This is a genomic window from Massilia sp. UYP11 (genome assembly GCF_050434805.1).
GTDB lineage: Bacteria > Pseudomonadota > Gammaproteobacteria > Burkholderiales > Burkholderiaceae_D > Telluria.
Window position 1 is genome coordinate 700,703 of record NZ_JBNDJE010000001.1, and the last position, 15,333, is coordinate 716,035.

Consider the following 15,333-nt stretch of genomic DNA (forward strand, 5'->3'; position numbering starts at 1 on the left):
GATCCGCCTCATTATAAGGCAGCGGTTTAGTGCCCGATACTCGCCAGAGCTTAAGAGAACTCAAAGGCAATATTGTCCTGGCAAGAAAACGCCGGAGTGTGGTGCGCACGCCCCGGAATAAAGTGTTCCAGTGCAGAAACTTCTTGTCCGTCGTCATCCTTTGTTGCTACGATCCGAAGCGGTGCTGCACGTAAGTATCGGATTTTTATAAGAAAGTTATAAGAAGTAAATAGCTGTTTTATTTACGACAACACCCAATTCCGGGCATTTCAAGCTCATTCTGCAGCCACAGGAGTGTATTGGTGATCAATCTGGGGTCCTTGTTTGGACAGTCGAGCCCGCCGATGGCCGGGCTCGATATCAGCACGTCCGGCGTCCGCCTGGTCGAGCTGGCCGACGCCGGCAAGGGTATCGTGCGCCTGGAGCGCTACGCCACCGAGGCGCTGCCGCGCGGCGCCGTGGTGGACGGCAATATCGAAAACATGGACCAGGTCGCCGATGCGGTACGCCGGGTCTGGAAAAAGAGCGGCACCCGCGCCCGCCACGTGGCGCTCGGCATGCCGCCCGCCGCCGTGATCACCAAGAAGATCATCCTGCCGGCCGGTTTATCGGAAGACCAGTTGGAAGTGCAGGTCGAGTCCGAGGCCAGCCAGTATATCCCGTTCGCGCTCGATGAGGTCAGCCTCGACTTCGACGTGATCGGCCCGGCCGCGAATTCGCTGGACGACATGGAAGTGATGCTGGCCGCCGCGCGCCGCGAGAAGGTCGAGGACCGGGTCGCGATCGCCGAAGCCGCCGGCCTCACCGCCACCGTGATGGACATCGAGTCGTACGCCGCGCGCAGCGCGCTCGAACACGCCGCCCTGCCGCGGCCGGACCAGATCGTGGCGCTGTTCCAGATCGGCGCCCACGCCACCCACGTGTCGGTGCTGCTGAACGGCGAAGCGGTCTACGAGCGCGAGCAGCCGTTCGGCGGCAATGCGCTGACCCAGGACATCGTGCGCGGCTACGGCATGGCGTTCGAAGAAGCCGAGACGCGCAAGAAGGCGGGCGACCTGCCCGAGAACTACCGCGCCGACATCCTGGCGCCGTTCCTGGACAGCGCGGCGCTGGAAATCACGCGCGCCATCCAGTTCTTCTACACCTCGACCCCGTATACCCGGATCGACCAGCTGTACCTGGCCGGCGGCTGCGCGCTGCTGCCCGGGATCCTCGACGTCGTGGCCGCCCGCACCCGCCTGCCGACGCTGCTCGCGGCGCCGTTCGAGGGCATGCAGCTCGGCGCCGGCGTGCGCGAACACCAGCTGCGCCAGGACGGCCCGGCCTATCTGGTCGCCTGCGGCCTGGCGCTGCGGAGGTTCGGCGCATGATCCGGATTAACCTGCTGCCCCATCGCGAGGCCAAGCGCAAGCAGAAGCAGACCGCCTTCGTCGCCCTGCTGGCGCTGGGCGGCGTGCTGGGCGCCATCGTGGTGATGCTGGTTGGCGCTTATAACGCCAGCCAGATCTCGGTCCAGAACCAGCGCAACGACGTGTTGAAAAAGGCCAGCGCGGAGTTGGACAAGAAGATCAGCGAGATCACCAACCTGAAGGAAGAGATCGCGGCCCTGCAGGCGCGCCAGCAGGCGGTCGAGGACTTGCAGGGCGACCGCAACCAGCCGGTCCACCTGCTCGACGAGCTGGTGCGCCAGACGCCGGAAGGCGTGCACCTGAAATCGGTCAAGCAGAGCGGCCAGCGCGTGATCCTGACCGGCAACGCCCAGTCGCAGGAGCGGGTGGCCGAGCTGCTGCGCAACCTGTCGAGCGGCTCGGCATGGCTGCAGAACCCGGACCTGACCGAAGTCCGGGCGATCACCCTCACCCAGGGCAAGACCAGCCGCAAGGTGGTCGAGTTCACGCTCGGCGTGTCGATCAAGCGCGCGCGCCTGAGCGACGAGGGCGAAGAAGCCGCGAGCGGCGCCAGGCCGGCCGCGGCCAGGCGCGCGGTGGAGAAGGCATGAACATCGACATCAAAGAACTCGGCGCCCGGCTGGCGGCGCAGTTCCAGGACCTGCAGGGCCGTTCGCCCGGCCAGTGGCCGCTGGCGCCGCGCCTGCTGTGCGCGGCCGGCGTGCTGGCGGCGGTGGTCGGCCTGGGCTACTACTTTTACTGGAGCGACCAGTTCGCGGCCCAGGAGCGCGGCGCGCGCGACGAGGAAAAGCTGCGCGCCGAGTACAAGACCAAGATGGCGCAGGCGATCAACCTGGAAGCGCTCAAGGCGCAGAAGGCGCAGGTCGACCAGTACGTGGTGCGGCTGGAGAAGCAGTTGCCGAGCAAGTCCGAAATGTATTCGCTGCTGTCCGACATCAACCAGTCGGGCGTCGGCCGCGGCCTGCAGTTCGAGCTGTTTAAGCCGGGCCAGGAAGTGGTGCGCGACTACTACGCCGAGCTGCCGATCGACATCAAGGTGAGCGGCCGTTACCACGACATGGGCGCGTTTGCCGCCGACATGGCCAACCTGCCGCGCATCGTCACCCTGAACAACCTGACCCTGTTGGCCGGCAAGGACGGCAGCCTGGGGCTGCAGGCGGTGGCCAAGACCTTCCGCTACCTCGACCAGGAAGAGCTGGCGGCCCAGCGCGCGACGCGCGCGGCCGAGAAGAAGAAGGGCAAGAAGGGCAAAGGGGCGACCAAGTCCGCGGCCAAGACCAAGACCGGGGGCAAGAAATGATGCGCGCACGAGTGACAGCGCTGTTGCTGGCCAGCGGTTTACTGGCCGCCTGCGGCGACGGCGGCGTGGGCGAGACCCGGGCCTGGATGAAACAGGTGGAAAAGCAGACCGTGCCGAAGGTCAAGCCGCTGCCGGAACCGAAGAACTTCGAGCCCTATGCCTACGATGCGCGCCAGGCGCCCGACCCGTTCGACCCCGGCAAGCTGCTGGGCGAGATGGCGCGCATGGCGCAGGCCAGCAGCAATGCCAACCAGCCCGATCTCGAGCGGCCGAAGGAATTGCTGGAGACCTTCCCGCTCGACACGATGCGGATGGTCGGCACGATCCAGAAGGGCGGCGTGCATTACGCGCTGCTGCAGATCGAGCGCTCCCTGTACCGGGTGCGCAGCGGCCAGCGGATCGGACAGAACTATGGGCGCGTCACGCGGGTGAGCGAGGGCGCCGTCGAGATCAGGGAATCGGTGCAGGACGCCACCGGCGACTGGGTGGAGCGCATGGCCCACATCGAGCTGCAGAGCCGCGCAGCAAACAAGGAGAGCAGTAAATGACCTTCAACGTCAAGATTCGCTTCGCCCCGCCGGCATGGCTGGCGCGCGCCGCGGCCGCACTCATGCTATTGACGTGCGCCGGCGCCGCCCTGGCCCAGGGCAATGCGATCGAGTCGATCACGGCCAACCAGCAGGGCAGCAACGTCGTCATCAACGTGACCATGCGCGAGGTCCCGGCGCGTGCGCCGATCGGCTTCGCGATCACCAACCCGTCTCAACCGGCAAGGATCGCGCTCGACTTCGGCGCCACCGCCAACGCCACCGGCAAGACGGTGCACGAGCTGAACCTGGGCGACGTGCGCAGCCTGAACGTGGTGCAGGCCGGCGAGCGTACCCGCCTGGTGCTGAACCTGGCGCGCGCCCTGAACTACGCGACCACGATCGACGGCAAGTCGGTGGTCGTGACCGTGGAAGGCTCGGGCGGCGTGGCGCGCGCGCTCGACGCCGGCGGCGTGCCGGTGGTGGCGGCGAGGCCGGCCGCGCTTCCCGCAACGCGTCCTCAATTGCGCGACCTCGACTTCCGCCGTGGCGCCAATGGCGCCGGCCGGGTCGTGGTGGACCTGCCCGCCAACCAGGTGGCGGTCGACGTGCGCCAGACCGCCAGCGGCGTGACCGTCGACTTCCTCAATGCGCGCCTGCCGGAGTCGCTCCGCCGGCGCCTGGACGTGACCGATTTCGGCACGCCCGTCACCCGCGTCGCGACCCAGGCCCAGGGCGACAACGTGCGCATGACGGTGGAAGCGCAAGGCGACTGGGAACAGTCGGTATTCCAGAGCGACTCCCAGCTCGTGGTCGAGGTGCGCAAGGTCGAGAAGGACCCGAATCGCGGCAGCCTGGGCTCGCGCGACAATCCGCAGGGGTATCGCGGCGAGAAGCTGTCGTTCGATTTCCAGGACGTCGAAGTGCGCGCCGCGCTGCAGGCGGTGGCCGACATCTCGGGCCTGAACATCATCGCCAGCGACTCGGTGACCGGTTCGCTGACCCTGCGCCTGAAGGACGTGCCGTGGGACCAGGCGCTGGACGTGATCCTGACCGCCAAGGGCCTGGACCAGCGCAAGAACGGCAACGTGGTGTGGATCGCGCCGAAGGAAGAACTGCTGACCAAGGAAAAGCTCGAGCTCGAGCAGCGCGCCCAGATCGCCGAACTCGAACCGCTGCGCTCCGAGATCTTCCAGCTCAATTACCAGAAGGCGGAATCGTTCCGCAACGTGTTCGGCCTGGACGCCGGCGGCGCCACCGCGGGCAGCGACGCGGGCGGGCGCAACCGTGTGCTGTCGCGGCGCGGCAGCGCGATCATCGATCCGCGCACCAACCAGCTGTTCGTGACCGACATCGCCGCCAGGATCGAGGACATCCGCAAACTGATCCAGAAGACCGACATCGCCGCGAAGCAGGTGCTGATCGAGGCGCGCCTGGTCGAGGCCAACGACGGCTTCTCGCGCAACCTCGGCGCCAAGCTGGGCTTCAACGACCTGCGCACCCAGCGCGGCGGCGACTCCGGCTGGCAGGTCAGCGGCAACGAGCGCGTCGCCATCGGCGGCAACCTGGCCGGCGTCGGCCAGGTCACGGGCCAGACCCCGGCGACCACCAGCATCGACAACACCACCATGGTCAACCTGCCGGCGGCCGGCATCGGCGGCATCCCGGCCTCGACGCTGGCGTTCTCGCTGTTCTCGTCGGCCGCGAATCGCTTCCTGAACCTGGAACTGTCGGCGCTGGAAGCCGACGGCAAGGGCAAGATCATCTCGAGCCCGCGCGTGGTCACCGAGGACAAGCAGGTCGCCGTGATCGAGCAGGGCGTCGAGCTGCCCTACGAGCAGGCGACCAGCAGCGGCGCCACCTCGATCTCGTTCAAGAAGGCCAACCTGCGCCTGGAAGTGACGCCGCAGATCACGCCGGACGGCAACGTGGTGCTGGAAGTGGACGTCAACAAGGATTCGAAGGGGGAAGAGACCCGCGCCGGCTTCGCGATCAACACCCAGCACGTCAAGACCAAGGTGATGGTCGAGAACGGCGGCACGGTGGTGCTGGGCGGGATCTACCAGCAGACCGAGCGCAACAACGTGACCAAGGTGCCGCTGCTGGGCGACGTCCCGCTGCTGGGCTACCTGTTCAAGACCACCGGCACCGAGCACAGCAAGACCGAGCTGCTGGTCTTCATCACCCCGAAGATCGTGAACGAGAACGTGGCGGGCGCGCGCTGAACCGACCTTAACCCCAAACGATAATAATATGAACAACCAACACATCAAGTACGGCAGCCTGGCGCTGCTCCTGGCCGCGACCCTGTCCGCCTGCGGCGGCGGCGGCGGCAATCCGGGCACCCCGGGCGGCAGCGGTGGTGGCGGCACCGGCGGCGCGCCGGTCGTGCCTGCCGCGCCGACCGTCGGCGTCAGCCTGGTCAATGCCGCGGGCGGCGCCAGCACCGCGCTCTCGGGCGCCACGCCGCTGACGGTGCGCGCCGTGGTGCTCGACGCCAGCAAGCGGCCGGTACCGAATGCGCTGGTCACCTTCACCACCGACGACGACCTGGCCGTGTTCGCGCCGGGCGCCGGCACCGCGCTGACCGACGCCAGCGGCACCGCGAGCATCACCATGCGGGTGGCCAGCCTGGCCGCCGGCGGCGCCGGCAGCGTCACGGCCAGCGCCACCGTGGCCGGCACCGCCATCACGAATTCCGCCAACTACGCGGTCAACGCCACCGCGCTGACCTTCAGCGCGCTGCGCCTGGCGCCGGCCAGCATCAATGCCTACGATTCGAGCCGGGTCTCGGTCGACCTGCTCGCCAATGGCGTCAAGTACATGGGCCAGGTCAACGTCAACTTCTCGTCGGCCTGCGTCGCTGCCGGCAAGGCCACGCTGGCCACCGTCGTCGCCACCAACAACGGCACCGCGGAGACGGTCTACCGCGACCAGGGTTGCGGCAACAGCGACACCATCACCGTGAGCGCCGACGGCGTCGCGACCCCGGCGACGGGGTCGCTCGCGGTCGCCCAGCCGAGCGCCTCGTCGGTGCAGTTCGTCGAAGCGCAGCCGACCGACAAGTCGATCGTGATCCGCGGCCAGGGCGGCATCAACCGCACCGAGACCGCGACCCTGCGCTTCCGCGTGTTCGACCTGTTCAACCGTCCGCTGGCCAACAAGCAGGTCGATTTCACCGTCGAGCCCGAGAACCTGGTCACCCTGAACAAGAAGACCGACCGCACCGACCAGAACGGTGAAGTGATCACCACCGTCAACTCGGGCGCCGTGCCGACCACCTTCCGCGTGCGGGCCGTGCTGCCCGGCACCGGCGCCGGCGGCCAGCCGGACATCTCGACGCATTCGGACACGATCGTCGTGACCACCGGCCTGCCGACCCAGCGCGCGTTCTCGATCTCCGCCACCAGCGGCAACGTGGATGGCTGGTCGTTCGACAGCGGCACCACGACCCCGGCCGCCACCGTCAACGTGCTGCTGGCCGACCAGTTCGGCAACCCGGTCGCGGATGGCACGCCGATCGTGTTCCAGACCAACCTGGGCGCCATCGGCACCTCGAGTTCGGGCGGCTGCGTCACCGTCAACGGCGGCTGCTCGGTTCCGTTCCGCACCCAGGCGCCGCGCGTCGCGCTGCCGAACACCCCGGTCACGCCATGCAATAGCGGTTCCAACGCGGCCCCGGACAGCACCCGTCCAGGCGTGGCGACGATCTGCGCCAGCACCACCGACGGCAGCAACGTCCAGGCCGTCAAGACGACGATCACGTTCAGCGACGAAACCCTGGCCAGCGCCTACGTCGATGGCGCCAGCTCGCAGTCGACCGGCGACCTGGGCAGCGCGAGCGCCAACGATCCGAAAGTGTTCCTGGTCCAGCTGACCGACCTGAACGGCAATCCGCTGCCGTCCGGGTCGACCGTGGCGGTCACGGGTCTGGTCAACGCCACCCTGGTCGACATCAGCCCGGCCCGGGTGCCGAGCATCTTCGCCATGCCGGGCGCCGGCCCGCAGGGCTCGTCGCACCGGATCACCCTGAGCGCCACCGGGCCCAAGCCCTGCACCACGGGCGCCCGGGCGACCTTCAATGTGGGCGTCACCACGCCGCGCGGCGACGTCAGTTCGCTGCCGTTCTCGCTGAACTTCACTTGTCCATAAAATTCGCGGAGAGACAGGCGGCCAGTCTATACTGGCCGTCTTATCATTAGAGCGGGTTTGGTAGTGCCACATCCCAAGAACGACAATATCTTCCTTGTTGGCCTGATGGGGGCAGGGAAGACCACGATTGGACGATTGCTTGCACGCAAGCTCAATCGCCGCTTCGTCGATTCCGACCACGAGATCGAGGCGCGCACCGGCGCCACCATCCCCTGGATCTTCGAGATCGAGGGCGAGGCCTGCTTCCGGCGGCGCGAAGCGGACGTGATCCGCGACCTCTCCAGCCAGCAGGGCCTGGTGCTGGCCACCGGCGGCGGCGCCGTGCTCGACCCGAAGAGCCGCGCCCTGCTGGCCGAGCGCGGCACCGTGATCTACCTGCGCGCCTCGATCGGCAGCATCCTGCAGCGCACCGCCAACGACAAGAACCGCCCGCTGCTGCAGACGGCCGACCCGCGCGCGAAGCTCGAAGAACTGTGGACCCAGCGCGATCCGCTATACCGCGAGATTGCGGACCTCGTCATCGACACCGGCCGTCCTAACGTACAATCGATGGTACAAACCATATTGGACCAGCTGGCGGCGCAAGAAATGGCTCGCGCGCGCCGGCATGCAAGGACATCGATGAACGAACAGGAACGCATCACCCTCAACGTCGACCTCGGCGAACGCAGCTACCCGATCGCGATCGGCCCCGGCCTGCTGGACGACGCCGCGCTGCTCGCGCGCCACATCGGCGGCAACAAGGTGGCCATCGTCACCAACACCACCGTCGCGCCGCTGTATCTGGCCAAGGTGGCCGGCCACCTGCGCGCGCTCGGGCGCGACGTGGTCGAGATCGTGCTGCCGGACGGCGAAGAGCACAAGAACTGGCAGTCGCTGAACCTCGTCTACGACGCGCTGCTGCAAAACAAATGCGACCGCAAGACCACGCTGGTGGCGCTGGGCGGCGGCGTGATCGGCGACCTGACCGGGTTTGCCGCATCGAGCTATATGCGCGGCGTGCCCTTCGTGCAGATCCCGACCACCCTGCTGTCCCAGGTCGACTCCTCGGTGGGCGGCAAGACCGGCATCAACCACCCGCTGGGCAAGAACATGATCGGCGCCTTCTACCAGCCGCGCGCTGTCATCGCCGACACCGCGACGCTCGACACGCTGCCGGCGCGCGAGCTGTCGGCCGGCCTGGCCGAGGTGATCAAGCACGGCGCCATCCTCGACGCGACCTTCTTCGACTGGATCGAGGCCAACGTCGGGGCCTTGCTTGCGCGCGAGCCGCAAGCGCTCGCCCACGCCATCGCGCGGTCCTGCGAGATCAAGGCCGAGGTGGTGCGCAAGGACGAACGCGAAGGCGGCCTGCGCGCGGTGCTGAACTTCGGCCATACCTTCGGCCACGCGATCGAGAACGGCCTGGGCTACGGCGAATGGCTGCACGGCGAGGCGGTCGGCTGCGGCATGGTGATGGCGGCCGACATGTCGGCGCGCCTGGGCCTGATCGAACCGGCCGCCGTGGAGCGCGTGCGCGCCCTGGTGCGCGCCGCCGGCCTGCCGGCCGTGGCGCCGGATCTTGGCGAGGCGCGCTGGATCGAGCTGATGGAAGTCGACAAGAAGAACGAGGGCGGCGAAATCCGTTTCATTCTCCTCAAGCCGCTCGGCAGCCCGTCGATCACCACGGTCCCGCTGGACATCCTGCGCTCGACCCTGGCGGCGTGCAGCGGCTGAGAGGATGACCATGGACGCGATGCGCAGCTTCGACGCGGGCCTGGCTCCCTACGCGGCGCACTCGTCGCAGTCGCGCGGCCGGCGCCACGCCGAACCGGGACCGGGCGCGCGCAGCGAATACCAGCGCGACCGCGACCGCATCATCCACTCGACCGCCTTCCGGCGCCTGGAATACAAGACCCAGGTGTTCCTGAACCACGAGGGCGACCTGTTCCGCACCCGGCTGACCCACAGCATCGAGGTGGCGCAGATCGGCCGCACCCTGGCGCGCAGCCTGCGCCTGAACGAAGACCTGGTCGAAGCCACCGCGCTCGCGCATGACCTCGGCCACACGCCGTTCGGCCACGTGGGCCAAGACGTGCTCAACGACTGCATGAAGGATTTCGGCGGCTTCGAGCACAACCTGCAAAGCCTGCGCGTGGTCGACCACCTGGAGGAGCACTACGGCGCCTTCGACGGCCTGAACCTCACGTTCGAGACGCGCGAGGGCATCCTCAAGCACTGTTCGCCCAACAATGCGCGCCAGCTGGGCGAGCTGGGCCAGCGCTTCCTCGACCGCAGCCAGCCCAGCCTGGAAGCGCAGCTGACGAACCTGGCCGACGAGATCGCGTACAACAACCACGACATCGACGACGGCCTGCGTTCGGGGCTGCTCACAATGGCCCAGATGGAAGAGGTGGAACTGTTCGCGCGCCTGCGCAGGCAGGTCGAGCTGCAATACCCTGGCCTGGCGGGACGGCGCGCGCTGTACGAGACGATCCGCCTGATGATCACGGCGATGACGGCCGACCTCGTGGAGACGTCACGACAGCGGATCCTGGACGCGAACCCGCAGACCATCGACGACGTGCGCGCCGCGGCGCCGCTGATCCGCTTCTCGGACACCATGCGCGCCGAGACCACGGCCCTCAAGCGCTTTTTGTACGCCAACCTGTACCGCCACTTCCAGGTCAACCGCATGCGGGTCAAGGCGAGCAGCATCGTGCGTGAACTGTTCCAGGCCTTCCTGGACGACCCGGTGCTGCTGCCGAACGACTACCAGGTCGACGGCGACCCGATGAAGCAGGCGCGCAAGATCGCCGACTACATCGCCGGCATGACCGACCGCTACGCGATCCGCGAGCACCGCCGCATCTTCTCGCTCGATCACTTCTGATCCGCGGCCATGGACCGGATGCCTGGGTCGGCGGCACCACGCCGGTCGGGCGCCCCGGCAACCCATTGAGTAAATGAGTATTATTTGCATCTGGCTGCGAGTTTTGTTAGGCTGAAGTTTTCAGCCATTTTAGGAACATCGTGCGTCCCACCAAAATCGCAGCAATTGTCCTGGCATCGTTGGTTGCTCTTCCGGCATTCGCCCAGGAAAAAGTCGTCAACTTGTATTCGGCACGCCATTACCAGACCGATGAAGCGCTCTACTCGGACTTCACGAAGCAAACCGGAATCAAGATCAATCGGATCGAGGCCGGCGAGAACGAGTTGCTCGAGCGCCTGCGCAACGAAGGCGCCTACAGCCCGGCCGACGTCTTCCTGACCGTCGATGCCGCCCGCCTGGGCAGGGCCCAGGCATTGGGCCTGTTCGCGCCGGTGACATCGAAGATCCTGAACGAACGTATTCCAGCCCACTTGCGAACCGATCAATGGTTTTCGTTCTCGCAGCGCGCGCGCATCATCGTGGTCAACAAGGCGAGCGTGAACCCGGCCGACGTGCAAAACTACGAGGACCTCGCGAACCCCAAGCTCAAGGGCAAGGTATGCGTGCGTTCCGGCGCCCATCCGTATAACCTGTCACTGGGCGCAGCCATGCTGTCGCACCACGGCGAGCAGAAGATGCAGGCCTGGGCCAAGGGCCTGGTGGCGAACTTCGCGCGGGCGCCGAAAGGCGGCGACACCGACCAGATCAAGGCCGTCGCTGCCGGCGAATGTGGCGTGGCCCTGGCAAATTCGTATTACGTCGCGCGCATGCTGCGCTCGACCAAACCGGAAGACAAGCAGGTCATGGACAACGTGACCGTCATCTGGCCGAACCAGAAGACGACCGGCGCCCACATGAATATTTCTGGCGGCGGGATGCTCAAGACGTCGCCCAACAAGGAGTCGGCCGTCAAGTTCCTGGAGTACCTGGCCTCGAACCAGGCGCAGATCTACTTTGCCGACGGTAACAACGAGTGGCCAGTCGTCGCGAGCGTCAAGACCAGCAATCCGGGGCTGGGGGCATTGGGTAACTTCAAGGCCGATACCATCAATGTGGGCGCGCTGGCGGCGAAGCAGGCCGAGGTCCAGAAGATCTACGACCGCGCCGGTTGGCGCTGATCGGTCCCCGCTGATCGGTCCCGCTTCGTGCCCGGGCCTGCCGGCCCCGCGATGCCGCCCCGCTTCAGGCCGGGCGGCATCGCGTCGTTTCAGCCCTGGCGGCGCCTGGCGATCTCACGGGTGATCAGCAGCAATGGCAAGACGCCGACGGCAACGATCGTCAACGCCGCCGTCGACGCTTCGCTCAGGCGCTCGTCCGAAGCGAGCATGTGGGCCTGCGTCGCCAGGGTATCGAAATTAAACGGGCGCATGACCAGGGTCGCCGGCAATTCCTTCATGACTTCCACGAACACCAGCAGGCCGGCGGTCAGCAGGCTGGTGCGCAACATGGGGATGTGCACGCGCGCTAACGTCGCAGATGCGCCATATCCCAGCGAACGCGCCGCGTCGTCCATCGACGTGGTGATCTTGCCCAGTCCCGCCTCCACCGTATGCAGCGACACCGCGAGGAAACGCACCAGGTAGGCATACACGAGCGCCGCGATGCCGCCAGTGAGCAGCAGGCCGGGATTATGGCCCGTCAGATCCGTGATGCTCGCCGCCAGCCAGCGATCGAGCCTGGTCACCGGCAGCAGGACGCCGACGGAGATCACGGTGCCCGACAGCGCATAGCCAAGCCCGACCAGGCGATTCAGGTGGCGATGGAAGCTGGCGCGCGCAGTGCGCGCGGCGTAGGCGAGCAATACCGCAATCGCCACGGCCAGTACCGCCGCCAGCGCGGCCAGTACAAAGCTGTTGCGGGCCAGTTGAATGAAGCGTTCGCCAAACTGGGCGTCGCCGCTGCTGATCGCCATGTGCAGCAAGGCCGTTGCCGGCACCAGGAAGCCGGCGGCGAGCGGCACGCTGCAGAACAGGACGGCGCCGAGGGCGCGCACACCGGTGAGCCGATCGCTCGGCTGGAGGGTCTGGCGGCTGCCGCTCACTTCGAAACGCGCGCGTCCGCGGCTGAGGTGCTCCATCAACAGCAGCAGCATCACGAAACCCAGCAATGCCGCAGCCAGTTGCGCCGCCGCCTCGCGGTCGCCCAGTGAAAACCAGGCGCGATAGATGCCGGTGGTAAAGGTCTGGACACCGAAGTACGACACGGCGCCGTAGTCGGCCAGCGTTTCCATCAGGGCCAGCGTGGCGCCGGCGACGATGGCGGGTCGGGCGAGCGGCAGCGCGATCGTGTAGAAGCGCCGCCAGGGCCCCAGTCCCAGCGAGCGGCCCACGTTGAGCATGGCGCTGGAACGCTCCAGGAACGTCGCGCGCGCGAGCAGATACACGTACGGATACAGCACGAACGTGAAGATCACCGCCGCGCCGCCAAGGGTGCGTATATCGGGAAACCAGTAGCTTCCCGGCGTGAGCGCGAAGGTGGCGCGCAGCCAGGACTGCACCGGACCGACGAACTGGAGCAGGTCGGTATAGGTGTACGCCATCACGTAGGTCGGCACCGCCAGCGGCAGTACCAGCGCCCATTCGAACACGCTGCGTCCCGGAAAATCGTGCATGGTGACCAGCCATGCGGCGCCGGTGCCGATCACGACCGTCCCGATGCCCACGGCCGCACACAGATACAGGGTGCTCACGATATACGAAGGGAGCACGGTATCGACCAGGTGCGTCCATGTCGGGCCGCCCGCGCCGGGAAGCAGGGACGCCGCGACGGTCAGCAGCGGCACTGCAATCAGGGTCGCAATGACCAGTGCCATCAGCTGCAGGGTGTTGAACGCCGGTTTAGCCATGATAATGTTAGGAAATAAACGAATTATAATGGCGCTGTCCTCGTTAGCTGTGGATGAGGATTGAACTGCTGAGCTGATCCGCAGTCCAATCCCGGTCGTCATCGATCGGGAGCGTACGATGAAAGCGCCAAAGTTTGCGCGGCTGTTCGCCCAGCTGCCAAAGCTGAACCAGCCGCAGCGCCAGAAGGTGCTCGCCGCCCTGCATCCGGCAGCCGGGCTGGACCGGGTGATCGCCCTCATCGGCGAGATCCGGTCAATAGGGCGGCGCTGTCCGGATTGCGCCTGCGAACGTTGCTACCGGCATGGCCAGGCCAACGACCTGCAACGCTATCGCTGCTGCTCGTGCGGCCGCACCTTCAACGACCTGACCGGCACGCCGCTGGCGCGGCTCAGGCTCAAGGGCAAGTGGCTCGCCTATCTCGAAGTGGTGCTCGATTCCCGCTCGGTCCGCTCTGCGGCCAAGCTTGTCGGCGTGCACCGCAACACGGCCTTTCGCTGGCGTCATCGCTTTCTCGACCGGGTCAAGGACGACCGCCCGGCGCGTCTCTCAGGCATCGTCGAGGCCGACGAGATGTTCCTGCTCGAATCGCAGAAGGGTGCACGCAAGCTCGACCGCCAGCCGCGCAAGCGCGGCGGCAGGGCTGCCCTGCGCGGAATCTCGCACCACCTCGACTGCATCCTGGTGGCGCGCGACCGCAGCGGCCAGACCATCGACGCCGTGACCGGACGCGGCGCCCTGAAGGCGGCCCAGCTGGTCAGGCACCTGCTGCCGAAACTCGACCAGCAGGCGCTGCTGGTGACGGACGCCAATGCCGCCTATGCCGCCTTCGCCCGTGCCCATGGCATCGCGCATCAAGCGGTTAATCTCAGTGCCGGCGAACGGGTGCGCAAGGGCGCCGAGGGCGCCATCCATGTTCAACACGTAAACGCCTACCACCGGCGCTTCAAGGAATGGCTGGCGCGCTTCCATGGCGTGGCGTCACACCGACTGCCCAACTACCTGGGCTGGCACTGGGCGCTCGATGGCGGGCGGGTGCCTTCTGTCGAGCAATTGCTGCGCATCGCATTCGGGGTCATCAACAGCTAATGGGTACAGCGCCATTATAATGGCTCCTTTTTCCGACTGGATCACGATGGCGCTTCTTGAACTGCGGCAGCTTTCTCATGCTTACGGCAAGCACACCGTCGTGGACGGCTTGTCGCTGCGCCTGGCGCCCGGTGAGATCGGCTGTCTGCTCGGGCCGTCCGGGTGTGGCAAGACCACGGTCTTGCGCTGCATTGCAGGCTTCGAGCGGCCCGATGCAGGACTGATCCAGGTGGGGGACGAAGTCGTCAGCTCGCCGGCCGGCCATGTGCCGGCCGAGCGCCGACGCATCGGCATGGTGTTCCAGGACTACTCGCTGTTTCCGCACTTGAGCGTGGCCGCCAATATCGCCTTCGGCTTGCGCGCCATGGCGCCGGCTGCGCGCAAGGCGCGCGTGGACGAGCTGCTGGTCCTGGTGGGACTGCCCGGCCATGCGGACAAGTATCCGCACGAGCTGTCGGGTGGCCAGCAGCAGCGCGTGGCGCTGGCGCGCGCCCTGGGACCGCGGCCGCGCCTGCTGCTGCTCGACGAACCTTTCTCCAGCCTCGATGTGGATCTGCGCGAACGGCTGGCGGCGGAAGTGGGCGCCATCCTGCGCGCCGAAGGCACCACCGCGGTGCTGGTCACGCACGACCAGCATGAAGCCTTTGCGATGGCCGACCAGGTCGGCGTCATGCACAACGGCCAGATCCAGCAGTGGGATACGCCCTATAACCTGTATCACCGTCCGGCCAACCGTTTCGTGGCCGATTTTGTCGGACAAGGCGTGTTCGTTCACGGCCAGGTGCTGCCAGGCGGCGCAATCCGCATCGAGCTCGGCGACCTGCCCCAGCCTGCGGCGGATAGCGCCGCGTCATGGCGCAGCGGCGACGCTGTCAGCGTGCTGCTGCGCCCGGACGACGTCGTGCACGACGACGCCAGCGAGGTGACGGCCGAAGTGGTCGCCAAGGCGTTTCGAGGCGCCGAATTCCTGTATACGCTCAGGCTCGAAAGCGGACAGGACGTCCTGTCCCTGGTGCCGAGCCACCATGACCATGCGCCGGGCGAACGCATCGGCATCCGCCTGGACCTCGACCACGTGGTCGCCTTCGCGTCCTGACTGCGC

Annotated in this window: 12 protein-coding genes; 11 read left to right on the plus strand and 1 reads right to left on the minus strand. The window is 66.8% G+C overall.

The window, feature by feature from the left end; translation table 11 throughout:
- The first annotated feature begins 302 nt into the window (after nt 1-302).
- The 9 genes from ABIB38_RS03100 (at nt 303) to ABIB38_RS03140 (ending at nt 11,417) form a co-directional block, all read left to right on the plus strand.
- Nucleotides 303-1,370, plus strand: coding sequence for a pilus assembly protein PilM (locus ABIB38_RS03100; RefSeq protein ID WP_429201639.1), 1,068 nt, complete (start codon nt 303-305; stop codon nt 1,368-1,370).
- On the plus strand, nt 1,367-1,999 hold the full coding sequence (locus ABIB38_RS03105) for a PilN domain-containing protein (RefSeq protein ID WP_429201641.1): 633 nt from the start codon (nt 1,367-1,369) through the stop codon (nt 1,997-1,999). Before ABIB38_RS03100 ends, ABIB38_RS03105 begins: the two co-directional genes overlap by 4 nt.
- Nucleotides 1,996-2,709 carry a type 4a pilus biogenesis protein PilO gene (locus tag ABIB38_RS03110; protein WP_429201642.1) on the plus strand — a complete coding sequence of 238 codons (714 nt, stop codon included), beginning with the start codon at nt 1,996-1,998 and terminating at the stop codon, nt 2,707-2,709. The genes ABIB38_RS03105 and ABIB38_RS03110 overlap by 4 nt, the downstream gene beginning before the upstream one ends.
- Nucleotides 2,706-3,257, plus strand: coding sequence for a pilus assembly protein PilP (locus tag ABIB38_RS03115; RefSeq protein ID WP_429201643.1), 552 nt, complete (start codon nt 2,706-2,708; stop codon nt 3,255-3,257). The genes ABIB38_RS03110 and ABIB38_RS03115 overlap by 4 nt, the downstream gene beginning before the upstream one ends.
- Nucleotides 3,254-5,461, plus strand: coding sequence for a type IV pilus secretin PilQ (locus ABIB38_RS03120; RefSeq protein ID WP_429201644.1), 2,208 nt, complete (start codon nt 3,254-3,256; stop codon nt 5,459-5,461). Before ABIB38_RS03115 ends, ABIB38_RS03120 begins: the two co-directional genes overlap by 4 nt.
- Nucleotides 5,462-5,489: 28 nt before the next feature.
- A complete protein-coding gene (locus tag ABIB38_RS03125; protein ID WP_429201645.1) occupies nt 5,490-7,388 on the plus strand; it encodes a hypothetical protein in 1,899 nt (632 codons plus the stop codon).
- Between the two features lie 63 nt (nt 7,389-7,451).
- A complete protein-coding gene (aroKB, locus tag ABIB38_RS03130; protein ID WP_429201647.1) occupies nt 7,452-9,104 on the plus strand; it encodes a bifunctional shikimate kinase/3-dehydroquinate synthase AroKB in 1,653 nt (550 codons plus the stop codon).
- Nucleotides 9,105-9,108: 4 nt separating this feature from the next.
- Nucleotides 9,109-10,260, plus strand: a complete 1,152-nt coding sequence (locus ABIB38_RS03135; protein WP_429201648.1) for a deoxyguanosinetriphosphate triphosphohydrolase — start codon at nt 9,109-9,111, stop codon at nt 10,258-10,260.
- Nucleotides 10,261-10,400: 140 nt separating this feature from the next.
- Nucleotides 10,401-11,417, plus strand: a complete 1,017-nt coding sequence (locus tag ABIB38_RS03140) for a Fe(3+) ABC transporter substrate-binding protein (RefSeq protein WP_429201650.1) — start codon at nt 10,401-10,403, stop codon at nt 11,415-11,417.
- Nucleotides 11,418-11,506: 89 nt separating this feature from the next.
- Here the strand turns inward: ABIB38_RS03140 and ABIB38_RS03145 are convergent, their stop codons facing one another.
- Nucleotides 11,507-13,144 (minus strand): ABC transporter permease, encoded by a 1,638-nt coding sequence (locus tag ABIB38_RS03145; protein WP_429201652.1) that lies wholly within the window; start codon nt 13,142-13,144, stop codon nt 11,507-11,509.
- A 118-nt stretch (nt 13,145-13,262) separates the two neighbouring features.
- Between ABIB38_RS03145 and ABIB38_RS03150 the strand changes: the two genes are divergently transcribed.
- Both ABIB38_RS03150 and ABIB38_RS03155 read left to right on the plus strand, forming a co-directional pair.
- Nucleotides 13,263-14,231, plus strand: coding sequence for an IS1595 family transposase (locus tag ABIB38_RS03150; protein ID WP_429201654.1), 969 nt, complete (start codon nt 13,263-13,265; stop codon nt 14,229-14,231).
- 46 nt (nt 14,232-14,277) lie between these two features.
- A complete protein-coding gene (locus ABIB38_RS03155; RefSeq protein WP_429201656.1) occupies nt 14,278-15,327 on the plus strand; it encodes an ABC transporter ATP-binding protein in 1,050 nt (349 codons plus the stop codon).
- Nucleotides 15,328-15,333: the final 6 nt, after the last annotated feature.